This window comes from [Actinomadura] parvosata subsp. kistnae, assembly GCF_900323885.1.
Taxonomy (GTDB): domain Bacteria; phylum Actinomycetota; class Actinomycetes; order Streptosporangiales; family Streptosporangiaceae; genus Nonomuraea; species Nonomuraea composti.
On sequence record NZ_OOHJ01000022.1, the window covers coordinates 1,165,550 to 1,190,461 of the forward strand.

16 protein-coding genes and 1 pseudogene are annotated in these 24,912 nt (G+C 72.3%); 5 read left to right on the forward strand and 12 right to left on the reverse strand.

The window, feature by feature from the left end; all coding sequences use genetic code 11:
• Positions 1-138 precede the first annotated feature (138 nt).
• From KIS93_RS48075 to KIS93_RS48090, 4 genes are read left to right on the forward strand one after another with little or no spacing between them, the layout of a single operon-like run.
• Positions 139-3,195: an ABC transporter permease gene (locus tag KIS93_RS48075; RefSeq protein ID WP_080041963.1), complete on the forward strand. Its 3,057-nt coding sequence runs from the start codon at positions 139-141 to the stop codon at positions 3,193-3,195.
• The gene (locus KIS93_RS48080; RefSeq protein WP_080041964.1) at positions 3,192-5,768 is read left to right on the forward strand and encodes an FtsX-like permease family protein; all 2,577 of its coding nucleotides are present in this window, start codon (positions 3,192-3,194) and stop codon (positions 5,766-5,768) included. The genes KIS93_RS48075 and KIS93_RS48080 overlap by 4 nt, the downstream gene beginning before the upstream one ends.
• The gene (locus KIS93_RS48085; RefSeq protein ID WP_080041965.1) at positions 5,765-6,685 is read left to right on the forward strand and encodes an ABC transporter ATP-binding protein; all 921 of its coding nucleotides are present in this window, start codon (positions 5,765-5,767) and stop codon (positions 6,683-6,685) included. Before KIS93_RS48080 ends, KIS93_RS48085 begins: the two co-directional genes overlap by 4 nt.
• Positions 6,678-7,370: an ABC transporter ATP-binding protein gene (locus KIS93_RS48090; RefSeq protein WP_080041966.1), complete on the forward strand. Its 693-nt coding sequence runs from the start codon at positions 6,678-6,680 to the stop codon at positions 7,368-7,370. Before KIS93_RS48085 ends, KIS93_RS48090 begins: the two co-directional genes overlap by 8 nt.
• 48 nt (positions 7,371-7,418) lie before the next feature.
• Here the strand turns inward: KIS93_RS48090 and KIS93_RS48095 are convergent, their stop codons facing one another.
• The gene (locus tag KIS93_RS48095) at positions 7,419-8,609 is read right to left on the reverse strand and encodes an MFS transporter (RefSeq protein WP_155128386.1); all 1,191 of its coding nucleotides are present in this window, start codon (positions 8,607-8,609) and stop codon (positions 7,419-7,421) included.
• 68 nt (positions 8,610-8,677) lie between these two features.
• Between KIS93_RS48095 and KIS93_RS48100 the strand changes: the two genes are divergently transcribed.
• Positions 8,678-9,163, forward strand: a complete 486-nt coding sequence (locus tag KIS93_RS48100) for a MarR family winged helix-turn-helix transcriptional regulator (protein WP_080041967.1) — start codon at positions 8,678-8,680, stop codon at positions 9,161-9,163.
• Between the two features lie 3 nt (positions 9,164-9,166).
• Here the strand turns inward: KIS93_RS48100 and holA are convergent, their stop codons facing one another.
• From holA to hutI, 11 genes and pseudogenes are all read right to left on the reverse strand, one after another.
• Positions 9,167-10,138, reverse strand: a complete 972-nt coding sequence (holA, locus tag KIS93_RS48105) for a DNA polymerase III subunit delta (protein ID WP_080047135.1) — start codon at positions 10,136-10,138, stop codon at positions 9,167-9,169.
• A gap of 42 nt (positions 10,139-10,180) precedes the next feature.
• Entirely contained in the window at positions 10,181-10,639 is a 459-nt protein-coding gene (locus KIS93_RS48110; RefSeq protein WP_080041968.1) for an aminoacyl-tRNA deacylase, read from the reverse strand.
• Between the two features lie 9 nt (positions 10,640-10,648).
• The gene (locus KIS93_RS48115) at positions 10,649-12,052 is read right to left on the reverse strand and encodes an amino acid permease (RefSeq protein WP_080041969.1); all 1,404 of its coding nucleotides are present in this window, start codon (positions 12,050-12,052) and stop codon (positions 10,649-10,651) included.
• Positions 12,053-12,054: 2 nt separating this feature from the next.
• A complete protein-coding gene (locus KIS93_RS48120; RefSeq protein ID WP_080041970.1) occupies positions 12,055-13,284 on the reverse strand; it encodes an MFS transporter in 1,230 nt (409 codons plus the stop codon).
• 21 nt (positions 13,285-13,305) lie between these two features.
• Positions 13,306-14,319: a GNAT family N-acetyltransferase gene (locus tag KIS93_RS48125; protein ID WP_080041971.1), complete on the reverse strand. Its 1,014-nt coding sequence runs from the start codon at positions 14,317-14,319 to the stop codon at positions 13,306-13,308.
• 2 nt (positions 14,320-14,321) lie between these two features.
• Positions 14,322-16,028, reverse strand: coding sequence for a tryptophan 2-C-methyltransferase (gene tsrT / locus KIS93_RS48130; RefSeq protein ID WP_080041972.1), 1,707 nt, complete (start codon positions 16,026-16,028; stop codon positions 14,322-14,324).
• Between the two features lie 949 nt (positions 16,029-16,977).
• The gene (locus KIS93_RS48135; protein ID WP_230466555.1) at positions 16,978-18,192 is read right to left on the reverse strand and encodes a ComEC/Rec2 family competence protein; all 1,215 of its coding nucleotides are present in this window, start codon (positions 18,190-18,192) and stop codon (positions 16,978-16,980) included.
• Between the two features lie 621 nt (positions 18,193-18,813).
• Positions 18,814-20,580 (reverse strand): annotated as a pseudogene (locus KIS93_RS68520) (ComEC/Rec2 family competence protein); the annotation flags it as partial.
• Between the two features lie 153 nt (positions 20,581-20,733).
• Positions 20,734-21,201 (reverse strand): ComEA family DNA-binding protein, encoded by a 468-nt coding sequence (locus KIS93_RS48145; protein WP_155128388.1) that lies wholly within the window; start codon positions 21,199-21,201, stop codon positions 20,734-20,736.
• Between the two features lie 1,371 nt (positions 21,202-22,572).
• Positions 22,573-23,646 (reverse strand): DegV family protein, encoded by a 1,074-nt coding sequence (locus KIS93_RS48150; RefSeq protein WP_080041974.1) that lies wholly within the window; start codon positions 23,644-23,646, stop codon positions 22,573-22,575.
• 13 nt (positions 23,647-23,659) lie between these two features.
• Positions 23,660-24,868, reverse strand: a complete 1,209-nt coding sequence (gene hutI, locus KIS93_RS48155) for an imidazolonepropionase (RefSeq protein ID WP_080041975.1) — start codon at positions 24,866-24,868, stop codon at positions 23,660-23,662.
• Between the last annotated feature and the right edge of the window lie 44 nt (positions 24,869-24,912).

Genomic DNA, 24,912 nt, shown 5'->3' on the forward strand with positions numbered 1-24,912 from the left:
GGCGTTCGCGTTTTCGCACCCATTTGTCACAGTTTCGATATCACACGCCCGTATCGGGTGCGTCACCGTTGTAAAGATCACCTTGCCCCTGCTTCGCCCCCTGCTCGAAGGTGCACTAAACGGGTAAAAGGGGGGCACATGCGGGGGCCGTTGATCGTCAAGAGGGCGTTCAGCGAGCCGCTGCTCCTCCTGGCCGCGCTCGGCTCGATCCTGCTGGCCACCACCACGCTGGTGGCGCTGACCATGTACGCCTCCTCCATCGCCGAGGCCGGTGTCCGCCGCACGATGGAGACCGCCTCCTACAGCCAGACCGTGGCCACCATCAGCTCCCCCGTGACCGCCGAGACGTTCCCCAGGTTCGACCAGGCCGTGCGCGCCGAGCTGACCCGCGCCTACGCCGGCCCGCCCGCCCTGACCACCAGCTTCCGCTCCGACTCCTACGCCATGCCCGGCCAGGAGGGGCGCGAGCGGCCCGACCTGCTCAGGTTCGGCAGCTACGACGGGCTCGACCGGCACGCCAAGCTGGTCGCGGGGGCCTGGCCGAAACCCGGCGACGACCCGGTGGAGGTGGCGATCTCGCTGTCGGCGTCCTCGGCGAGCGGGTTCGAGGTCGGGCAGGAGTTCACCACGCGGGGGCGGCTCGACCCGCGCCCGGTACGCGTCCGCGTGGCCGGCGTCTTCCAGATCGACGACCCGTTCGGCGAGCGCTGGGCGGGCGAGCAACTGCTCAGCCGGGGCGTGGAGCGCGGCGACTTCACCACGTTCGGGCCGCTCATGGTGACCCGCGAGACGTTCCTGGCCCGCTTCGCCACCAGCGTCAACGCGACCTGGACCGCCGTGCCCGACCTGCGCACGCTCACCCCCGAGCGGCTGCGCCCGCTGGCCGGCGCGATCGGGCAGGTCGAGGAGCGGCTGAAGGCGGCCGGCTGCGGGAGCTGCGTGGCCGCCAGCCGCCTGCCGGACCTGCTCACCCAGCTCGGCACCGCCTCCCTGGTGGCGCGCTCGACCATGCTGATCCCGGTGCTGCAACTGCTGCTGCTGGCCGCGTACGCGCTGATGCTCACCGCGCGACTGCTGGCCGACCACCGGCGCATGGAGGTGGCGCTGCTGCGCTCGCGCGGCGCGGGCACGGTGCGACTGGCGGCGCTGGCGGGCGGCGAGGCGCTGCTGGTGGCGCTGCCGTGCGCGGTCGTCGCGCCGTTCCTGGGGCCGCCGCTGCTCGCGCTGGTCAACGCACTGCCCTGGATCAAGGCGTCGGGCGTGCGGCTGGCGCCGGTGGCGGACGCCGGGACGTTCCTCGTCTCGTTCGGGGTGGCGCTGGCCGCGGCCGTGCTGCTGGTGCTGCCCGCGCTGGCGGGGGCGCGGCGCACGTACGTGGAGGAGCAGTCGGCGCGCGGGCGCGGCGGCGGGCGCGGCCTGATCGAGCGGGCGGGCGCGGACCTGGCACTGCTGGTCGTGGCCGGGCTGGCCATCTGGCAGCTCCAGCGCTACGGCGCGCCCGTGACCGCGACGGCGGCCGGCGGGCTGGGCATCGACCCGCTGATCATCTCCGGGCCTGCGCTGGCCCTGCTCACGGGCGGCATGCTGGGGCTGCGGCTGGTGCCGCGCCTGTCGCGGCTGGCCGAGCGGATCACCTCCAGGCGGCCCACGCTCGCCCCCGCGCTGGGGGCGTGGCAGGTGAGCCGGCGGCCGCTCAAGTACGCCGGGCCCGCGCTGCTGCTCACGATGGCGATCGCGATCGGCATCGTCTCCCTGGCCACCGCCGCCACCTGGCGCTCCTCCCAGCTCGACCAGGCGCGCCACCAGGCCGGGGCCGACCTGCGGCTGTCGGGCCCCGCCGACGGCCCCGAGCTGGGCGCGCTCGGGCGCGGCACGGCGTTCACCGCGCTGCCCGGCGTCACGGCCGCCTCGCCCGGCTTCCGCGGGCAGACCGACGTGAGCGGCACGAACGCGATGCTGCTCGCGCTCGACGCGAGCAAGCTCGGCGAGCTGTTCCACCTGCGCTCCGACCTGTCGGAGCAGAGCGTCGGCGAGCTGTCGAAGGCCCTGGCCGGGGAGCGGGCGGCGGGGCTCGCCCTGCCGGGACGGCCGGCCGGGCTCGTCGTGACCGCCGAGGCGAGCACCGAGCTGCCGGCGCGGCTGGTGCTGTCCGACGGGCTCGGCGTCTGGCGGGACGTGCCGCTCGGCCTGCTCAAGAAGGGCACGAACCGGGTCGAGGTGGACCTGCGTGCGCTGGCCGGACGGAGCGGGACGATCACGTACCCGCTGACGTTGCTCGGCCTGGTCGCCAGCGCGCAGGAGGACAGCACCGGGAGCCTGACCGTCACCGCGCTGAGCGCGGACGGTCAGCAGGTCGCGGCGCCCCCGCTCACCATGAGCGTCAGCGGGACCTCGGCGGCCCCCTTCGTCCGGCGGTCCGAGCCGGGCCCGCTGCCCGTCGTGCTCACCTCCGACCTGTCCGCCGCGCTCAAGCTGGGCACCGGCCAGACCGGGCGGGCCTCGATCGACCGCCGGGTCATGACCGTCAAGGTCGTCGGTGTGGTGGAGACGATGCCGACGACCCCGGCCGGGCAGCAGGCCCTGCTCGTCGACTGGCAGACGATGCAGGCGCACGAGCTGGCCGCGGCGCAGCTCCCCCGCCCCGCCACCGAGTGGTGGCTGGCCGCCGGCGACACCGCCCCGGCCGTGGCCGCGCTCGGCGGGCACCCCGAGTGGGACGTCACCGCGCTCGACCAGCGCGCACTGGCCGCCGCCCTGCGCGACGACCCGCTGGCCAGCGGGCTGCAGGGGGCGCTGATGCTGGGGTTCGGCGCGGCGCTGGTGTTCGCGGTGCTCGGGTTCCTGGTGAACGCGGCGGTCGCGGCGCGCGAACGGCTGGCGGAGTTCGCGATCCTGCGGGCGCTCGGCGTCAGCTCCCGGCAGATGCTCGGCATGCTGGCCGTGGAGCAGGCGTTCGTGGTGGGGCTGTCGCTGGTCGCGGGCACGGCGCTGGCGGTCGTCGTCGGCGTGCTGGTCGTGCCGCACATCGTGCTGACCGGGCAGGCCGCGGCCGTCACGCCGGGCGTCGTGCTCGACATCCCGTGGACGGCCACCGGCGTGATGCTGGCGCTGGTGGCGGCGGTGCTGTTCGCGATCGTCGCCGGGCTGGCGCGCCACCTGCGCCGCCAGGGACACGGCCTCCGGGAGGAACAGTGAGGACCTGGCTGCTCGCCCGGGTGCACCTGGGCACGGTGGCCGTGCTCTTCGTGCTGACCCTGAGCGCCTGCGTGCTGGTCGCCGGCCTGCCCAGGGCGGCGCAAAGCTCGTACGACGAGGCGCTGCGCCGCGCGCTGACCGCCGCCCCCGCCGTCCAGGCCGACCTGACCGTGGCCACGCAGTCCTCCGGCCGGCCCGAGGACCTGCGCGAACGCGCCCAGTTCGACTCCCGCGAGCGCCTGTGGCGCGAGATCGTGCCCGCCGGGCTGCGCCCGCTGACGACCGGGGCCGGGCACATGAGCGCCAAGACCGAGCTCACCCCGGTCACCGGCACCAGCGGCAGCATGTACGTCAACCTGGGCTGGCTGTCCGACGCCGACCGGCGCGTCGACTGGGTCCAGGGACGCGCTCCCGGCGCTCCCACGACGACCCGCTACGAGGGCGGCACCATCCCCGTCTTCGAGGTCGGGATCGTCGAGGAGGCCCTGCCCGAGATGGGCCTGCGGCTCGGCCAGACGATCACCCTCGGCGAGAACGACTACGCCGCCGTGAAGATCGTCGGCGCCTTCCGCGCCAAGGACCCCGGCGACCGCTCCTGGTCGCACGACGCCGACGTCCTGCACGTCATCGAGCAGCAGCCGCCCGGCGGCAAGGACCACGTCAAGCACATCACCACGCTCATGTCCGACGCCGGGCTGACGGCGCTCAGCGGTGAGGGACGCAACCTCACCTACCGCTGGGTCCTGCCCCTCGACGCGCGGGCGGCCGACGCGATGGACGTGCCCGGGCTGCGGGCGGCGGTCGTCGAGTTCGAGCGGGTCGTCGGGCTGCAGACCACCGGCAGCCCGTACCGCGTGGAGACCGCGCTGCCCAAGCTGCTCGGCGACTTCCTGGCCGCGCTGTCCACCGCGCAGACCGTCATGTACCTCGTGCTCGGCGGGCTGCTCGCGGTGGCGCTCGGCGTGATCGTGCTGGCCGTGCAGCTCCTCGCCGACAAGCTGGAGCACCCGCTGGGGCTGGCGCGGGCGCGCGGCGGGTCGCTGCGGCAGGTGGCGGGCACCGCGGCGGCACTGGCCGGGCTGGCGGTCGTTCCGGGGGCGCTGGCCGGGTACGCGCTGTCGTACCTCGTGCCCGGCCCCGTGCTGCCGATCGTGCACGCCGGGCCGGTCGTCGTGGTCGTCGTCGCGCTCGCCTACGCCGGGGCGCGCACAGCTCTGACGCACCGCGCGCCCCTGCACGAGCGGCGTGACGACGTGGCCACCGCGCGGCCCTCGGCCCGGCGGGTCACGCTCGAGGTGCTGGTCGTGGTGCTGGCGCTGGCGGGGGCGTACCTGCTGCGGGCCCGCGGGCTGAGCGCGGCGGGCGGGCAGGATCCGTTCCTGCTCGTCGTGCCCGTCGCGCTGACCATCGCGGCGGCGCTGATCACGCTGCGCTGCTACCCGTACCCGCTGCGGCTGCTTGTGCGGCTGGCCGCGCGCGGCCGGGCGGCGGTGCCGTTCCTGGGGCTGACCAGGGCCTCCAGGGCGCGCTCCGGGAGCCTGCTGCCGGTGCTGATCCTGCTGCCCGCGCTGGGCGTGTCCGTGTTCGCGGCCGTGGTGTCCGACGGGATCGCGACCACGCAGCGGACGGCGTCCTGGCAGCAGGTCGGCGCGCCGGTCAGGGTGACGTCGGAGAGCGAGATCCCGGCCGAGGCGATCGAGCGGGTGCGCCGGCTGGCGGGCGTCGAGCGGGTGGTGCCCGCCCAGACGGGGCGGGTGCAGGTCGGGTACGGCGCGGAGCGGGCCGACGCCATCGCCGTGGACGTCACCCAGTGGCGCGACCTCCTCGACGGCGCCCCCGTCGGGCTGCCGCCGCTGTCCGACGGCGCGCTCGTCTCCCCCGAGCTGCGCGGGCGCGGCACGATCGAGATCGGCTGGCAGTCACGCGTGAAGCTGGCCACGCGCGGCGTCATCGAGTCGGTGCCGGGCTTCTACACACACGGCAAGTTCATGGTCGTGCCCATCGGCGTGCAGGTGCGGCCCGCCGTGAACACGCTGCTGATCCAGGGCGACGTCGCGCTCCCCGAGCTGGCGCGCCTGGTCCCGTCGGCCGTCGTCACCTCGCAGGAGAGCGCTCTGCGGGCCATCCAGGACGATCCGCTGACCGCCACCGTGCGCTGGACGCTGGTGATCGTGACGGTCGCGCTGGCCGCGTACGCGCTGATCGCCGTCGTCCTGTCGCTGGTCATCGGGGCCGCCGACCGGGCGCGGGCGGTGTCGTTCCTGCGCACGCTCGGCCTGTCGGAGCGGCAGGCGCAGCGCCTGACCGTGCTGGAGATCCTGCCCATGATCCTCCTCACCGCGCTGGTCGGGCTCGGCCTGGGCCTCGGGCTGCCCGCCGCGCTCGGGCCCGGCGTGGACCTGTCGTCGTACGCGGGCGACCTGCCCGTCGGCGACTACTCGCCCGGCCTGCTCCTGCCCGGCGCGCTGGCGGCCGGGCTGGCCGGCGTCGCCGTGCTCGGCGCGTACGCGCACACCGCCATCAGCCGGCGCCGCAGCCTGGGCGCCGTCCTCCGAGTGGGAGAGCTCCCATGAACCCGACCCTGTCCGAGCTGGAAGCCAAGGCCACCCGGCCGTCCGCCGCGTTCGGCGGCGACGCGCACATCGTGTGCGACAACCTCGTCCGCATCTACAAGACCGAGGGCGTCGAGGTCGTCGCGTTGCAGGGGCTCGACCTGGTGATCGACAAGGGCGAGCTGGTCGCCATCGTCGGCGCGTCGGGGTCGGGCAAGTCGACGCTGCTCAACGTGCTGTCCGGGCTGGACGTGCCGACCGCCGGCGTGGCCCGGGTGGCCGGGATGGACCTGCTGTCGATGAGCGCCAAGGACCGGCTGCGTTACCGGCGCTCCGTCGTCGGGTTCATCTGGCAGCAGACGGCGCGGAACCTGCTGCCGTACCTGACCGCGCGGGAGAACGTCGAACTGCCGATGAAGCTGGCCGGCGCCGCCCGCAAGGGGTGCGCCATGGAGCTGCTGGAGCTGCTCGGCGTCGCCTCCTGCGCCGGCCGCCGGACGCCCGAGATGTCCGGCGGCGAGCAGCAGCGCGTGGCCATCGCCGTCGCCCTGGCCAACTCCCCGCAGCTCATCCTGGCCGACGAGCCGACGGGCGAGCTGGACAGCGAGACGTCGGAGCAGGTGTTCGACGCGCTGCGCACCGCCAACAGGGAGCTGGGGGTGACCGTGGTCATCGTGACGCACGACCCGCTGGTGTCGGAGCAGGTGGACCGGACGGTGGGCATCCGCGACGGGCGGACCAGCAGCGAGACGCTGCGGCGCGAGGGCGCAGAAGGACAGATCATCGCCGAGGAGTACGCCGTGCTCGACCGCGTCGGCCGCCTGCAGCTCCCCCGCGACTTCATGAACGCCCTCCACATGGAACGCCGGGTGCGCCTGGAGCTCGAATCCGACCACATCGGCGTGTGGCCCGCCCGAGAGGAGCCCTCGAATGACTGACGCGCCCCTGGTCGTGGTGGAAGGGCTGCGCAAGGTGTACCGGAGCGGGCCCAAGGAGGTCGTCGCCCTGCGGGACGTGTCGTTCTCCGTCCGGGCCGGCGAGCTGGTCGCGGTCCGCGGCCGGTCCGGCTCGGGGAAGACGACCCTGCTCAACCAGATCGGCGGGCTCGACCGGCCGGACGCCGGGCGGGTGGTGGTGGACGGGCGCGAGATCACGTCCCTGCCGGAGGACGAGCTGCTGGCCGTGCGCCGGGACGTGATCGGGTTCGTGTTCCAGTCGTTCGGGCTGATCCCCGTGCTGTCGGCGGCCGAGAACGTGGGCGTGCCCATGCGGCTGCGGCGCACGCCCGTCGCGGAGCGCGAGGCCCGGGTCCGGATGCTGCTCGCGCTCGTGGGGCTGGAGCAGCACGTCAACCAGCGGCCGTACGAGCTGTCGGGCGGGCAGCGGCAGCGGGTGGCGATCGCCAGGTCCCTGGCCAACCGGCCCCGGCTGCTGGTGGCCGACGAGCCCACGGGGCAGCTCGACTCGCAGACGGGGCGGCAGATCATGGAGCTGCTGCGGGCGGTCGTCCGCAGTGAGGGGGTCACGGCGCTGGTGGCCACGCACGACCCGAGCCTGATGACGCTGGCCGACCGGGTGCTGGAGATCAGCGACGGCGTCGTACGCGAGGCCGCGCTGACCTGACGGGCTCCGGCCCCTGGTCGGGGGCGGCCGGTTGCCAGGCGATCGCGATCAGGTCGGCGGCACGGGCTCCGGCCGCCGGTCGGAGGCCGCCGGTTGCCAGGCGATCGCGACCAGGTTGGCGGCGGCGACCAGCACCGCGCCGGTGACCGCCAGCGCCGCCACCCCGGTCAGCCCGGCCAGCGGCGCCGCCACGGCCAGCCCGAACGGCCGCGACGCGAACGAGATGAGCTGGTCGAACGAGCGCACCCGCCCGAGCGCGCCCTCCGGCACCTCCTCGGCCACCACCGTCTCCCACAGCGGGCTGAGCAGCCCCAGCCCGAACATGGCCACGAAGTACGCCCCCGCCAGCACCGGCACGGGCGCCCCCGCGGCCAGGGCCACCATGGGCAGGAGGTAGGCCGCGGCGCCGGCCTGCACCACGGCCAGCGGGCGCCGGATCGGCAGCCTGGGGGCGGCGAACACGCCCAGCACCATCCCCACGGTCCCGCCCTGCACGATCAGCGTCCAGCCGGCCTCGCCGCCGCCCAGGTGCCGCACCACCATGACGGGGCCGAGGGTCAGGAACAGCCCGGCCACGAAGTGCCAGACGCCGTGGCCGAGCACGGCCGCCAGGAACCAGGGCCGCGTCCTGACCTCCCGCCAGCCTCCCGCGAGGTCTGCCAGGAACGCCCGCCGCGCTCCCGCCCCCTCGCCGGAGGTCCGGACGCCGCCCAGGGTCACGGCGGAGCAGGCGAACAGCACCGCCGTGAGCCCGGCCGCCCATCCGGGGCCGGCGGCCACGGTGACCGTCCCGGCCAGGGCCGGGGCCGCCACGGTGGACAGGCTCGTGGCCACGCCGATGCGCGCGTTCATCCGCAGCCGGTCGGGGGCGGGCACGACCGCGATCACCAGCCGGGGCACCGCCGGGCTGCCGAACGCGATGGCCGCCCCCGCCACGGCCGACAGCAGGGCGAGGTCGAGCAGGCGGTGCACGCCCAGCAGGAGCTCGGCCGCGATGGCCGCCTGCGACAGGCAGCGGGTCAGGTCGGCGGCCAGCGCGAGCCGTTCGGGCCTGACCCGGTCGGCCACCACGCCGCCGACGGGCAGCAGCACCAGCAGCGGGACCAGCTCGCTGGCCAGCACGATCCCCAGCGCGCCGCCGTCGCCGCCGGCCCGGAGCACCGCCAGGGTGAGCGTGGTCGGGATGAGCGCCGTGGCCAGGGCGGACAGGCAGCGCCCCAGCAGAAGCCGTGACATCATGGGCAAAGACGATATTTCGCCAGCGAATGTTTCGTCAACAAAATACTTGCTGGCGTATGATCGCTGCCATGGAGGACTCGGTCGATCGCCATCTGGCCCGCTGGCGCGGCAAGGCGCCCTTCGACGAGCGGGTGGAGGCGATCGTGACGCGGATGCAGTTCCTCGTGAAGCACCTGTCCCACACGAAGGAGGCGGCGCTGGCGGAGGTGGGCATGCAGGACTACGAGTTCGAGACGCTGCACCGCCTCGTGGCGCGCGGCGGGTCTGCGACGCCGTCGGAGCTGGCCGCCGACCTGCTGCTCTCACCCGCCGGGATGACCGGCCGCCTCGACACGCTGGAGCGCACGGGGCTCGTGCGCCGCGTCCGCAGCGCCTCCGACCGCCGCCGGGTGGACGTCGAGCTCACCCCCAAGGGCAAGGACCTCTGGTTCGAGGCGATGACCATCCGGGCCGAGGTGGAGGCCGCCATGGTCAACGCCCTGTCGGCCGCGGATCAGGACGTGCTGGACACCCTGCTCAAGCAGCTCCTGCTGAAGGCGGAAGGCACCCGCTGATCGCTACCGGCCGGTGCGGCTGGCCACGATCACCTGCACCGTGTGCTCCAGCGCGTACGCCGGATCCGCGCCCCCGCCCTTGACCTGCTCATCGGCGCTGGCCACCGCCTGGATCGCGCGCGACAACCCCTCCGGCCCCCACCCGTTGAGCTGCCGCTTGACCCGATCGACCTTCCACGGCGGCATGCCGACATGGCTGGCGAGCTGCCCGCCCCGCAGGTTGCGCGGCGCACTGCCCACCTTGGCGAGCGAGCGCAGCCCGCCGGCCAGCGCACTGACCAGCAGCACCGGCGCGACCCCGGTGCCCAGCGCCCACCTGAGCTGCTCCAGGGCCTCGGCCAGCCGCCCCTCGACGGCGGAGTCGGCGACGTTGAAGCCCGTGACCTCGGCCCGCCCCTTGTGGTAGCGGGCCACCGCCGCCGCGCCGATCGTCTTGTCGTCGGTGTCGAACACGAGCTGGCTGCACGCGGCGGCCAGCTCTCTCAGGTCGTTGCCGACGGCGTCGAGCAGCGCCTGCGCCGCGTCGCCCGAGATGCTCCGCCCGGCCCGCTTGAACTCGCCCTTGATGAAGTCGAGCCGCTCCCCCGCCTTGGTGACCTTGCTGACCGTGACCACCTTGGCGCCGGCCTTCTTCACCCCGTCGACCAGCGCCTTCCCCTTCACCCCGCCCGGGTGCGACAGCACCATCACGGTGTCTTCCGAGGGCTGCTTGGTGTAGGCGACGATCTCGGCGATGACCTCCTTCGACAGGTCTTGGGCCGACCTGATCACCACCACCGAGCGGTCGCCGAACAGCGACGGCGAGGTGAGCTGCGCCAGCTCCCCCGTCGTGACCTTGCTCCCGAACAGGTCGTGCACCTCCGCGCTGGGATCGGCGGCCCGCGCCGCCGCCACGACCCCGCTCACCGCCCGCTCGGCCAGCAACTCCTCGTCGCCGACGACCAGGGTCACAGGTGCTGCATCGGTTCCCGCCATGTCAGGCAGCATGCCATGCGCCACCGACAACGTGGTACTCGATCACTGGCACAGCTCTGCCAGGCGGGGCTTGACGACGTCGATGAGCACGTCCGCGTCGATCTCGATGGTCCGGTCGGGACGCCCGCTGCCGCAGTAGACCGTGCCCATCCCCGGCACGGAGGCGTCGAACACGATCACGACACCGTCGGCGTCGCACACCGGGCTCGCGCCGCCCGGCTGCACGCCCAGCAGCCGCAGCTCCTCGGGCGCGGCCTGGCGGAGCCGGTCGCGGCGCACGCCTGCCGCCCTGGCCAGGCGGGCGTACCCGACCCGCCCGGTCACGGGCAGCGCGGCCAGGACGAAGGTGCCGTCCACCGTACGGAAGACCATGGTCTTCAGCATCATGGGGGTGGGCAGGCCGAGCTTGGTCTCGGCGTCGTGCCGTCCGACGATCGGCACGTGCTCGTGCAGCTTGAAGGGCGCCCCGGACGCCCGGAGCAGATCTTCCGGCGACGTCACCGGGCGATCCTACCGGGCGGGCCCCGCCGCGGCGGGGTCCGGCGACAGCTCCTCGGGCCCCGGCTCCGGGCCGGCCCGCCGGCCGAGCAGGCGGTGGGCGACGGCGGCCACCACGACCAGGAGCAGCAGGGGCGCGCCGAGCCGGGTGGGCGTCGCGAACGTCTCCGTCACGCTCATCGTGGCGAGCACCCCGAGCAGCACGAGGATGGACAGGGCCGATCCGGCGGCGAGCAGGTTCCCCCTCGGTGAGCGGCGCTCCGGGTGGGCGCGCCAGAACGCGAGGTAGGTGGCCAGGATCAGCACCCAGGTGAGCACCGCGCCGCCGAGCGCGAGGCCGACCAGCGCGAGGAACGCCTGCCCCGGGGCGAACGCGGCCAGCAGCGAGGCCAGCACCAGGCCCAGCCCCGAGAAGAGGAGCGCGTTCAGCGGCACGCCCCGGCGGTTGACCCGGGCGAACACCCCCGGCGCGTGCCGGGTCACGGAGAGCTGGTAGAGGGTGCGGCTGGTGAGGTAGACGTTGGTGTTCATGGCCGAGACGGCCGCCACCAGGACCACCGCGTTCATGATGTGCACGGCGGCGGGGATCCCGGCGTACTGGAACAACCGCACGAAGGGGCTGGCCGTGACGGTGCCGCCCGCGTCCGTCCACGGCACGACCGAGATGACGACCGCGGTGGCGAGCACGTAGAACAGCAGCAGCCGCACCACCACGCCGCGCGTGGCCGCGACCACGTCGCGGCGGGCGTCACGCGCCTCGCCCGCGGCGATCGCCATGCTCTCGGTGCCCATGTAACTGAAGAAAACCAGGACCATCGCCAGCCAGATCCCCGGCAGCCCGAACGGGGCGAACCCGCCGTGATCCGTCCAGCCGGACAGGCCGATGGCCGGCGAACCCGGCAGCCCGAAGAAGATCGCCGCGACGCCGAGACCGATGAACAGCAGGATCGCGACCACCTTGATCATCGCGAACCAGTACTCGAACTCGCCGAAGACCCGGACCGTGAGCGCGTTCGCGGCGAGCACCACGATCGCGATCACCGCGACCGGCACCCACAGCGGCAGCTGCGGCCACCACAGCCGCACGTAGATGCCCGCCGCCAGGGCCTCGCTGCCGACGTTGACCACCTGCGCGCCCCAGTACCACCAGCGCTGCACGAAGGCGGGGCCGCGGCCGAGGAACCGGTGGGCCAGCCCGCCGAACCCGTGCACCCCCGGATAGGCCGCGACCATGGTCGACAGCGCGTACGCCAGCGTCAGGGCGACCGCGCCGCCGATGAGGAACGAGACGACGACGGCGGGCCCGGCCGTGGCGATCGCCGCGGCCGAGCCGAGGAACAGCCCGGTCCCGATGGCGCCGCCGATGCCGATCATGCGCATCTGGCGCCGGGACAGGTCGTGCCGCAGCGGATCCATATCTATGACTCCTGCTCTGGAGCGTGTTCTGTGACGGAGAGGCTCAGCCGCCGGCGCCGCAGGGCCGGGGCGAGCGCCATGGCGATGCCCGCGCCGGCGGCGCCGGTGACCAGGCAGGCCGTCCACAACGCGGTGGCACCGTGTTCTTGCAGGACGAAACTGCTGCTCACCGGCCCGGCCAGGCTGGCGGCGCCGTACGCGGCGTTGAAGAAGCCGCTGTAGCGGCCCTGCATGTCGGGCGGGGCGATCTCCGCGACCAGCGCCGGGCCGACGGCGGCCACCGCGATCTCCCCCACCGTCCAGACCAGCACCGTCGCCGCGTACGCGGGCATGGTGGCGGCCAGCCCCGTCAGGCCGAAACCGGCGCCCGTGAGCGCGATGGCGGCGGCGAAGACGGCCAGCGGGGGCAACGCGGTCAGCCGGCGCAGCAGCAACGGCTGCAGCACCACCACGACCACCGGGTTGACGGCCAGCACCAGGCCGTAGGCGGAGGAGTCGAAGCCCTGCCCCGTCATGACGATCGGCAGAGCCACGTAGGCCTGGACCAGCAGGCAGGCGCAGAGGAAGAAGGCGAGAGTGAGGCTGACCAGCAGCCCGTCCGCCATCGTGAACCGCGTCCACGTGGTGCGCCGCGGCCTCGGCAGGTCCGCCGGCACCAGCCGGGCCGCGATGGTCGCGAAGCTGAGACAGGCGACGGCGTTGATGGCGAACAGCAGCCAGAACGACCTCGTCGCCAGCCACCCGCCCGCCACGCCGGCGACCGCCGTGCCCAGGTTGACCGCCCAGTAGAGCAGGCCGAACGCGCGCGAGCGGTCGGCCGGGGCGACGGTGTCGGCGACGAGCGCCGACACCGCCGGCCGGTACAGGTCGACGGCCAGGCCGTACACGCCCACCGCCAGCGCGATGGCGACGACGTGCGTGGCGAACGGGATCAGCAGCATCGTGCCCGCGCTGGCCAGCATGCCCGCGATCAGCATGCGGCGGCGGCCCACCCGGTCGGCGAGCTGCCCGCCGAGGATCGGCGACAGCATCGCCCCGGCGCCGAACGTGGAGATGACCGTGCCGATGAGCACCGGGGACAGCTGCCAGCGGCCGGAGAGGTAGATCGCGAGGAAGGGCTGCACGACGTAGCCGGCCCGGTTGATGAGCGTGCCCGACCAGAGCACCCAGAACAGCCTGGGCAGCTTGCCCACCGGCCCCCGCGCCACCGCGGCCCTCACCACCTTCACCATCGGATCGGCGTCACCGCGATCTCACCACCGCAGTTCGAACGCGTTCGCGGCCCGCCGCTGCGCCATGTTCGCCGCCAGCCGCGCCCCGATCTCCTCGAACCCGGCGCGCAACCGCTGCCGCAGCCGCTCCACCTCACCCGTCTCCCGGTCGCCGACCGGCCCCAGATGGTTCTCCAGCAGGTAGAACGTGTTCGCCCCCATGTCGAGCTTGTTCAGCTCGGCACCCCTGCCGAGGACGAACGTGTCCACGCCCATGTCGGCGCCCCGCCGGAACATCTCGTAGAACCACGCCTTGTACAGGTTCTGGCTGCTCGGCACCACCGCGTGGTCGATGCCCTGGGCGACGAACGACATGGTGCGCCCGCCGTCCTCCACCAGGTTCAGGCCCGCCTGCACCGGCGGGCCGCCCTCCAGCGGGCGGCGCAGGTACAGGTGCAGCCCGGCCCCGAGCGGCGTCCGGAGCATCGCCCTGAGCGCCGGCAGCGACAGGTGGTTGTGCTGGTGACCGTACTTGCGCAGGTTCAGCCGGTGCAGCCGGTCGAACAGCAGCAGGTGCTCCTCCGTGATGTCGGGGAACGAGACGAGCTCCAGGTCGTACCGCTCGGCGGCGCGGCGGGCCGCCCGGCGCAGATCACCGTGCCGGTTCTTGCCGAGCTGGCCGCGCAGGTCCTCGTCGACCCCGTCGCGCACCCGGTAGTCGGCCCCCACGAACCACGGGATCGGCGTGAACCCGGCCGCCCGCAGCGCCCCGGTGTCGTCGGCCGCCTTGACGACCGGGTACAGCACCCAGTCGGTGGCGAGGTCCGCGGCCCGCTCCCGGGCCTCCCGCACGGTGCGGGCGTCCGGCGCGTCCACGTGGGTGGCGTAGAAGTAGCCTGCCGGCACGTACGCCGTCTGCCGGTGCAGCTTCTGGTCGCCCAGACCCGCCTCCCGCACGATCGCCCACCAGTGGATCATCTCGCCGAGCACGACCGCGGGCGCGGCGACGCCGTACATCTGGCAGAACAGGTCGCGGTAGATCGGCGCCGGTCGCATCGTCAGCCCACGACCTCGGCGGTCAGGCCCCGCGCGGCGGCCTCCAGCAGGATCTCGTCCCGCTGCCGCCAGTGCGACCAGAACGCGCCCTTGTACCCCATCTGCACCAGGCAGGTGAGGAACGGATTGTCGGCGTAGTTGTTGTCGTCCTTGGTCAGGCCGGGCGCGGTGGGCAGCATCACCCGCGGGTGGTCCTTCTCGGGGATGTACTTCCACAACATCTCGACCGTACGCAGCCAGCGGCCGTTGGGCAGGCCCATCGTCTCCTTGTCCTCCGGCAGGTCCGGGGAGAAGTAGTACAGCGGCCGCAGCTCGCCGTCCTCGTCGAACATGAACTGGCGCTCGTACTCCACCACGCTCGCGCAGCTCTCGATCGGACGGATCGTGATGGGCCTGGTCGCCGTGTTCGACTGCACGCCAGGAACGGTGCGGACGCCGGCGCTGCGCCGGGCGAACTCGATGCCCAGCGGCGAGTACGGGAACAGCCGGATGCCGAGCGTGAAGCCCACCACAGTGGCGTCGAGGGCGAGCATGGCGTCCACGCACTCGCGCAGCGTCTCCCACGTCTCGCCCGGCATGCCCGCCATGACCTCGACCATCGTCAGCATGCCGTACTTGTTCGCGAGCCGGCACACCTCGCGGGTGTTGTCGAAGGTGTAGTAGCGGGCGCCGCCAGAAGTCACCTTCCAGCCCTTGAGGATGTCCTCACGGACGTGGTCCGGCGCGACGTTCACACCCCGGCAGCCGGCCTGCGCCAGCAGCTCCGCGAACTCCTCGTCGAACGGCGCCGGCTGCGAGTAGATCCACAACCTCAGCCGGTGCAGGGGCGAGGACGCGTCCGCGTTCTTCCTGCGCACGATCTCCCGCAGGATCGCCTTGCTGTTGCCGATGTTGAGGTTGAACTCGCTGTCGGTGGTGTGCAGGTCGAACACGCCCTGCCCGGTCAGCGCCTCCATCTCGTCCACGACCTTCTCCGGCCGCCGCCGCGCGAACCGGTTGCCCTTGGCGTCCGGCTCCACGCAGTGCGTGCAGGCGAACGGGCAGCCGTTCTTCGTGAGGATGTTGCCGAGCCCGCCGCGCTGGTAGTACTTCAGGTTGTCCACCTTCCACGGCTCGCCCGAGCGGCGGGTGTAGGCGGTCTCCCGGTTCGCGAACTCCGCCCGCCCCTCCAGCTCGTGCCGCAACGGCAGCTCCGACACCCACACACCGTCGCCCGGCACCCGCGTCACGCCGTCGCCCGTATTGATGATCAGGCCGGGCACCGTACGCGGCGAAACCCCGCCGGCCAGCGCCTTCGCCAGCCTGGAGATGATGATCTCCCCCGGCCCCTTGACCCCGAAGTCGATGCCGAAGTAGTCGACGAGCGCGAACGGCATCGACGAGAACCCCACCCCACCCGCGATGACCGGCGCGCTCGACACCGCCTTGATGGCCTGGATGATCTCGCGGTGCTCCGGCAGGAACACCCGCTGCTCCTGCGGATAGATGGTGTCGGTATTACGGATCGTGATCCCCACGAGCAACGGCTTGCGATCGGCGAAGAACTCCTCGACCGCGCTCCGCCAGTCGTCCCTCCGGAACGTGAGATCGAGCACCTCCACCCGGAACCCGGCGGCCTCCAGGGAAGTGGTCAGAATATCGAGCGCGTACGGCGTGATCGGCGGGTGCAGCTTATTCGGGTTAACCAGGACGACAAGTTCCTGGGACATTACCTACCCCCATGTGAATGGTCTGCCGCCGAGATCGACATCGCACCAGCGGATCCCGGCAGAACGTATTCGCGCACGGCGAACCCACGGACGAAGATCAGATGCCCGCGGCTGTCTTGCAGCAGCTGAATAAGTTCACTCGGGCAGGCCGACGGCCCCCCGAAGCCGATGGCCAGAGTTACTTACGTGCCCGCCATTTGTCAATACGAATACGGCCTCGCACGAAATAGGGATAACGATCGTCTCCCCAAGAACCTCGATGGACCACTTCCGCCACCACCTCGGCAGGCCACTGAGGCGAGGCCATTTTCGGACACAACGAATCACCGTCGTCGCGAACATGGGATTGACACACTTGGCCGACGAGTTTCCAGGGGACGACAAGGACTTTTATCAGGATCGAACGCGCCGGCACATACGAATTGGGTCCCTGCGAAGCGGCGCTATCCAACAAACGTTACGGAACCCTCACACCCCACGCCCACACGAGACCACTGACCCCATAGCCGAGGAGACCAACGACCTCAGGGCCGCGCCAGACCACCACGCCATGACCGCGCCAAACGACCGCACCAAACCACCACGCCTCACGACCGCGCCTCACGACCGCGCCTCACGACGACCGTGGGAAACCACTACCACCACACACTCCAGGCTGGCCCAAAGCCACCGCCACGACGCCCAGAACACCGGCCGACACGAGACCACCACCGGCCACCCAACACGCCGTGGCCCGGTCGAACCGGCCACCACGACGCCCCAGAAGCCGCCAACCCCCACCGCACCCAACGGCCCGCACGAGACCCGCCAGCCACCCACCCAACGGCCCGCACGAGACCACGCCAGCCACCCACCCAACGGCCTGCACGAAACCACGCCAGCCACCCACCCACCCCACCCCCCACCATGACCCTGCCGAAGTAACCGCCATGACGCCGCCCAGGGCGCCCTACGGTCCGCGTGAGACCACCGCCATCCCTCCTTCTTCCCGTTCGACGACGGCGAGGTCTCCGGACTGGTCCGTTCTGTGGACGGTGAGCCCGAGGCCCCGGAGGAGGGCCAGCGTGGACATGGCCGGATGACCGTAGTCGTTGCCGGCTCCCACACTGATCAACGCCGCCCGCGCACCCAGCGACGCCAGGAAGGCCGGGGACTGCCTGTTCGAGCCGTGGTGCGGTGTCTTGAGGAGGTCGGCCCGTACGGGGAACCGGTGCAGCAACTCGTCCTGAGCCTCCGTCTCCAGATCGCCGCCCAGCAGGATCGACCCGGCACGCCACCGCACGTGCAGGACCACACTCGAATTGTTGATCGTGCTCCCCTCGCTCTGCCCGCTCATCTCCCCCCTGGCGAGATCCGGCGCCAGCACGGTCAGCTCCGACGGCCCGAAACGCCAGCGCGTCCCCGGCGCCACCGTCCACTCGGGAATGTGGTGGCGCGCCAGCGTGGCCCAGACCCGAGCCCCGGACCCCTCATGGATCCGGTGTGGACTGACGACCACCGCTCCGACCCGCCGCCCCCTGAGAACGCCCGGCAGGCCGTCCACGTGATCAGCGTGCGGGTGGGTAAGAACGAGCAACGGTACGTCCTCGACACCGACCCTACGCAGGCACCGATCCATCACGACCGGATCCGGCCCCGCATCGACCACGACCCCCCGCCCCGGCCCCGCGGCCACGACAAGCCCGTCCCCCTGCCCCACATCACACATCACCATCAACCACCCCTTGGGCGGCCAGGGACCAACGACGGGCCGAATCACGAGGACCGCCACCAGCGCGGCAACGACCACCGTCAACGCCACCGCCCGCCAGGCACGACGCCTCAGAACGGGCACCGCCACGACCAAGGTCACCAGCAGCAGCCCGAGCCCCGGCAAACCAGCAGGCCATGGCAGGGTGGCGAAGGGCAACCCCACCGACCACCGACCGACCATGATGATCCACCCGACCGCATACCCAGCCGTGATCACCAGAACCTGCGCGGCATCCGGCCACAGCGGCGCCACCAGCGCGGCACCGAAACCGAGCAGCGTGGCCGGAGCCACCGCCGGAGCGACGAGCAGGTTCGCCACCAGCGCGACGGGGGTGAGCTGCCCCGCCATCAACACCAGAACCGGCGTCACAGCCAACTGCGCCGCCGCCGGCACAGCCACGGCCTCAGCCATCCACCGAGGCAACGGCCGACTAAAGAGCCATCGAACACCGGCCTGCCCCTTACCTGCCCTCATACCCGACACCCCACCTGCCCCCGCATCCGACGTCCCACCTGGCCTCGCGCCGGACGCCCTACCTGGCCTCGCGCCCGACACCCCACCTGGCCTCGCACCCGACACCCCACCTGGCCCGATGCCCGACCGATCACCTGGCCCTTGTCCGGACGCGTCGCCTCGCCCCACACGAGGCACCCCACCTTGCTGCCTAGCCGATACGTCATCTGGCCCCACACGAGGTGCCCCACCCCGCTGCCCAGCCGATACGTCACCTCGCGCGACATCAGGCATCTCATCCCGCCGCACAGCGGACATCTCGTCTCGCCTCGCACCTGCCGTGCCACCTCGCCCTATGCCAGGCGTCCCGCCCCGGTGCAGGGCCGACGCGTCGCCTCGCCTCACGCCGAGCGCATCGCCCTCGTGCACAGCCAATACGTGGCCCCGCTCCGCGCCTGGGGTGCCGCCCGACCCCAAGCCAGGCGTGCCGTCTCGACCTTCGCCCGTTGTGCGCTCATCTTCCGAGCCCTGGGCGCGGGGCGGCTCTTCTGGGGGGCCGTCCTTTTCTGAGGTGCCTGACAGCTTGTCTCGCCAGCGGGGAGCGAGGAGGAGGATGCCGGCGGTGGCCGTGACCGAGAGGGCGAAGCCGTACGAGCGGGCCAGGTCTGGGGCGAACAGGACCAGGAAGAGGACCGTGGCCGACAGGGCCGCGAGGCCGTCCTTCGAGCGACCGGTGCCCATGGCGACGGCGGCGGCCAGGCCCATGAGGAGAGCTCGGAGCACGCTCGGGGACGGGCGGGCGACCACCGTGAACGCGAGCATCGCCACGGCGGCGAAGATCGCCCGCAGGGGAAGGGGGAGGCCGATCAGGCGGGAGAGCGCGAGGGCCGCTCCCGCGACGATCGCCAGGTTGGCTCCCGAGACGGCGTTCAGGTGGCTCAGGCCTGCTTCCTTGAGGTCTGCGGTCACCTGCGGGTCCATGCGCGAGACGTCTCCGACGACCAGGCCCGGGAGGAGGCCGCGCTGGTCGGGAGGGAGCACGTCGGCGGCGGATCGGAGGCCCGCTCTGAGGCTGCCGGCCGCTGTTTGGAGGGTGGAAGGGGGTGTCAGGACTCGGGGCGGGGTTCGGGCAAGCATGGTCGCCGCTTCCAGGGTGCCGGGTGTCGGTGTCGCGAGGCGCCCGGTAACTTCCACGTCCTGGGTCGGCAGGAGCGAGGCCCAGGCGCGGCCGGTGGCGAAGACCGTGATGGGGACGTTGACCGCTTGCCTGGTCGTGGGTGTCTGGATGAGCTTGAGGTCTGCGGAGACTACGTAGCTTTCCTGGGTGAAGCGGGAGTTCCTGTTGGGGCGGCGTTCCGGGTCGCCGGTCAGGGTGATGACGGCGGTGATGGTGGCGTTCTGACCGGCCAGTTCCGCTGCTGGGCTCGATGTCAGGGCATGGATGCGGAGGGCGACTGCGGCCGAGGCGGCGGCTGTGCAGATGAGGGTGGCTATGAGGATGTTGCGCCAGCTTGCGGCCCTCTCCGCGCCGCGCCACCACCTCCTGCGTGCGGTAGTGCCGTGTGCGGTGGCGCTCTGGGCACTGGGTGTCGGGTGGGTTGACGGGGTGGGCGCGGGTGGGCAGAGCGGTTCCTGGGAGCGGGGCCGCCCCATGCGGGCGGGCGGGTACGGCGGCTCCTGGGGTGTGGGTGGGCAAAGCGGCTTCCCCGGGGTGGGTGGGCAAAGCGGATCGACAGAGGTGCAGGGCGGCTTTCCAGGTGTGGGTGGGTAGGGCGGCTTCCCCGGCTCGGGTGGGCAGAGCGGGTCACTGCGCACTGACGGGCACAACGGCTCGGCGGGTGCGGGCGAGCGGGAGGGCCTTCCGGGTGTGGGTGGGCAGAGCGGGGCAGTGCTCAGGGACGGGCAGAGCGGCTCGGCCGGCGCGGGCGAGCAGGGCGGCCTTCTGGGTGTGGGTGGGCAAAGTGGGTCAATGACCCCGGACGGGCGGGGCGAGGCGGGCGGGCTTTCCGGTGTGGACGGGAAGAGCGGCTGAGTGCGTATGGACGAGCTGGGCCGACCGGGGTGCTCAGGGTGTACAGGCGGACCGGGGCGCTCGGGGGGCATGTGTGGGCCAGGGAGCGCAAGGCTGGTTGGTGGGCGGAGGTGCGAGTGGCGTTGGGGTGCGCGTGGCGGTGGTGATGGGAGTGGGGGTGGGGGTGGGGCGGTGAGGGTGACTTTGTGAGCCAAGCTGTGGCTGCGGCGGTGATGGCTGCTGTGGTGGCGATGATCATGCCTGTGAGGGGTGGGCCGGTGAGGCTGATCAGAGCGCTGGCCCAGGCTGCCACAGAGGGGAGGGCGAGGGGCCATGCATGCGTGCGCACGGCAGGAGGGTGGTTGTCGTGCTGAGGGGCGTCGTCATGTTGTGGGGCGAGGGAGAGAGTGTCGCGCTCATGCGTGGGCGCGGTGGGAGGGTGATGTTGGTGAGGAGTGTCGTCGTGTTGGGGAAGGGGGATGGGCATGTCACACCCGGACCTTCGGTTTGATCTCCTCGAATTTTCGGGGGCCGATGCCTGTGACTTCGCGGAGCTGGTCGACTGTGGTGAAGCCGCCTCGGTTGGTGCGGAACTCGGTGATGCGTGCTGCCAGGACCTCCCCTACGCCCGGGAGCTGCTCCAACTGGTCGGTGGTCGCCGTGTTGAGGTCGAGCACCGTTGTGGCGGGGTCGGCGGCAGGGAGGGGCTGTTGAGGCTGCTGGCCAGCGGGGGCGCCCACGACGATTTGCTCGCCGTCGATCAGGCGTCTGGCCAGGTTCAGTGAGCCTGTTGAGGCGGTGCGGGACACTCCTCCTGCGGCTGTGACCGCGTCCGCTACTCGGGAGCCTGTGGGGAGTCGGTAGACGCCTGGGTTGCGGATCTTGCCGGTGACGTGGATGGTGACCGCGGTGGTCGCCGAGGGTGGGGGTTTGGGGGTCGGGGCGATCTGAGTCATGGGGGTGGGGGGCGGCAGGGGCTGGGGTGAGGGCTTTGACTGCCAGAGGAAGAAGGCGGCCACGGCTGTCGCCAGCACGGCCACTGCGAGGAGGACGCGTAGGCCGGGCCTGCCTGGGTCGAGGGCTGCTGGGGCTTGTGAGGCGATGGCCTTGCGTAGCGCCTGGATAGGGGCAGGCAAGGGGGCGGCCGGTAGGGGGTCGTGCGGTGTTGTGGTTGGCCAGTGCTGAGCGGGCGGAGTGTCGCTTCGATGCTGCGCCGCCGCTGATCGCTCGCCCGAGGGCCGGTTGGTGGGCGCATGCTCGTGCGGTGGCCACACGCTGCCTGGATGCTCGTGCGGTGGCCACACGCTGCCCGGATGCTCGTGCGGTGGCCACTCGCTGCTTGGGGGCTCGCTCAGGGGCTGCTCGCCTGAGGGTCGCTTGGTGGGTGAAGGCTCGCGTGGTGACCAGACGCTGTCTGGATGCTCGGCTGAGGGGTGCTCGTGTACTGAGTGCTCGTCCGGTGGCTGCTCGTGAAGCGGGCTCGCGTCCCAGGACTGCTCGCTGGGTGACTGTGGGGTTGAGGGCGGAGGTGCTGTGGGTTGGGGGTGGGGTGGGGGCGGGTCGGTGGTGATGTTGGCGTTGCTGTGGGGGATGACTGCGGCGGCGTTGCGGGGGTGTGGAGTTGGGGCGGGGTCTGTTTGGGACGCTTGTGCCTGGCCTTGCGTCTCCTGGGGCGGGTAGGGGTGCTTTGCCGGGCGTGGCGTGGTGCCCGTGCCCCACGGAGGGCGGCCGATGGTGCGGCGGGGGCGGCGGGCTGGAGCGGTGATCGAACGTAGCCGGGACTCGGCTATGGCGCGCTCTGCCGTGGGGTCGGGGGTTCGCACGGCGACGAAAGTATGCGTGGCCGGGTCATGCAATGGGGCCGAGCGCGGTTCTGTGGATTGTGGGAGGGGGTCGGTGAGGCGCTGTGGAGTGTGGAAGGGAAATCGGTGGGTGGCTGGGGATGGTGGCGCTGGATTCGGTGTGTAGCTGGGATCGTGCGGTCGGATTCCGTGCGTGGCTGGATGGTGGGTGCCGGATGGCTGTGGATGGTGGCGCCACACTGGATGGACCGCTGGGGATGGTAGCGCTCGGTTCGGTGGGCGTGGCTGGGGATCGGAGCGCCGGATTCGGGGAGCGGTCGGCGATCCGGGTGACGGGCTCGATAGGCGGTCGAGGATCCAGGTGACGGGCCCGCTGAACGGTCAGGGATCCAGGCGACAGGCCCGGTGAGCGGTCAGAGATCCAGGCGACGGGCCCGGTGAGCGATCGAGGACCGGAGCGCCGGATTCGGTGAGCGGTCGGGGCGGAGGGGAGAGGTGGTGTGGTGGGTGGGGAGGAGGAGGGTATTAGTGGTTTGCGGAGGTGACGGTTAGGCCGAGCATGCCGGGGCCTACGTGGGCGCCGATCACCGCGCCCACCTCGACCACGCGGAGGTCTCTCAGGCCTGGAATCCGTTTGTGCAGGCGTTCCGCCAGTGCCTCGGCTCTAGAGCTGGCTGCCAGGTGTTGCACCGCTACGTCCACGATTCGCTCTCCTGCGGTCTGGACGGCCAGGTCTTCCAGGCGGGCTATCGCGCGGGACGACGTGCGGACCTTCTCCAAAAGGGCGATGTGGCCGTCGGTCAGGTGCAGCAGGGGCTTGATCATGAGGGCGGAGCCGAAGAGGGAGGCGGCTGTGCCGATGCGGCCGCTGCGGCGGAGGTAGTCGAGGGTGTCCACGTAGAAGAGGGTGCGGGTGTCGCGCATGCTTCTTCTGGCGGCGGCGGCCACTTCCTCCTGGGAGGCGCCTGCCGCGGCGGCGTGGGCGGCGGCCAGGACCGGGTAGCCGAGGCCCATCGCGATCGAGCGGCTGTCGATCACCTCCACCGGGACGGGGGCGGTGCGGGCGGCGGTCAGGGCGGACTCGACGGTGCCTGACAGTTCGGCCGAGAGGTGGATCGAGACGATGGCCGTTGCGCCGGCTGCCGCGAGGTCGGCGTAGCAGGAGGCGAAGCGGGCCGGAGAAGGGCGGGAGGTGGTGGCGGAGATGAGGTCGCCGGTGAAAGAGCCCTCGTCGATGGCGAATGAGCCCCCGTCGATGCTGATGGCTTCCCCGGATCCAGCACCTCCCCCGGGTCCGGACCCTCCCCCGGCTCCGGTCCCTTCCGCGCGATTGGGGGGCGTGGCAGGTGCCGTGGGTGCGAGGGGTCGGGGTTCGGCGGGGGTAGAGGTGGAGGCTGGTTCGGAGGGGTTCGTACCAGAGCGGGCGAAGCTGGAAGGGCCCTGGCTGGGGCTGAGGGCCGAGGTGCGGGCGGGTCGGCCGGAAGCAGGCACAGCCACCCGGGGGGCGTGGGCGATCACCTGTACGGGGACCACGGCCACGCCGGGCACCGTCCCCAAGTAAGCGGTTGAATCCGTAACAACGGCCACCAAAGGCGACATACCCCGAGATTAGCTACTGAACGGGTGTCCCACCCCGCCACACCCGGCGCGGCTTCAGCCCGAAGGACCAGGCGAAGGCGCCCTCGTGGTCGGCGTCCCACTGGACGATGTCGGCCAGGCGGCCGGGGGCGAGCACGCCGCGGTCGGGGGCGCCGAGGACGGTGGCGCCGCCGAGGGTGGCCGCGCGCAGCGCGTCGTTGACGCTCATGCCGAACGCCGACACCGCCATGGCGATGACCAGCGACATCGAGGTGATGCCGCAGTAGCCGGGGTTGTGGTCGCTGCCGAGGGCGATCTGCACGCCGTGCTTGATCATCTGGCGGACCGGCGGGAGGTGGCCGCGCTGGAGGGCCGTGGCGGGGCAGACGACGGCGGGGACGCCGTAGCGGGACATGATCGCGATGTCCTCGTCGGACATGTGGTGCAGGCCGTCGGCCGAGGCGCAGCCGAGCTCGGCGGCGAGCTGGACGGCGCCGCGCCGGCTGTACTGGCCGGCGTGGATGCGCGGCAGCAGGCCGACGTTGCGGCCCGAGGCGAGCACCCAGCGGGACTCCTCGGTGGTGAAGTGCCCCTCGTCGCAGTAGACGTCGACGCTGTCGGCACCGGCGGCGGCCGCGTCGGCGCACCAGGCGCCCACGGCCTCGACGTACTCGCGCTGCCTGCCGAAGTATTCGGGCGGCACGACGTGCGCGGCCAGGAACGTGACGTGCACCCGCGGCATCATCGGCTCCTTCTCCAGCTCGCGCAGGAGCCGCACGTCGGCGAGCTCGCCGTCGCGGGTGAGGTGGTAGCCGGTCTTGGCCTCGACGGTGGTGGTGCCGCTGAGCAGCCAGCCGCGCAGCCGCTCGCGCACGCCGTTGCACAGTGTCCAGGGGTCGGTGCCGCGGGTCACGGTGACGGTGGAGCCCACGCCGCCGCCCGCCGCGGTGATCGAGGCGGAGGTGGAGCCGCCGGTGCGGATGGCCAGCTCGGCGTAGCGGTTGCCGGCGTAGACGGGGTGCGTGTGGGCGTCGATGAGGCCGGGCGTGACGAGGGCGCCGCCGAGGTTTTCGACGTGGTCGACGTCGACGATGTCGTCGACGACACCGGGGACGCTCTGCGGCAGGTCGGGGGCGCGGCCGACCCAGGCGATGCGGTCGTTGTGCACCAGGATGGCGGCGTTGCTGAGGACTTCGTTGCCGGTCCACAGGCGGCCGATGTTGGTGAGGAGTCGGACGGTCACCGCATCACCACCCAGCATGACCCCCCGCACGAGCGCGCAGCCCA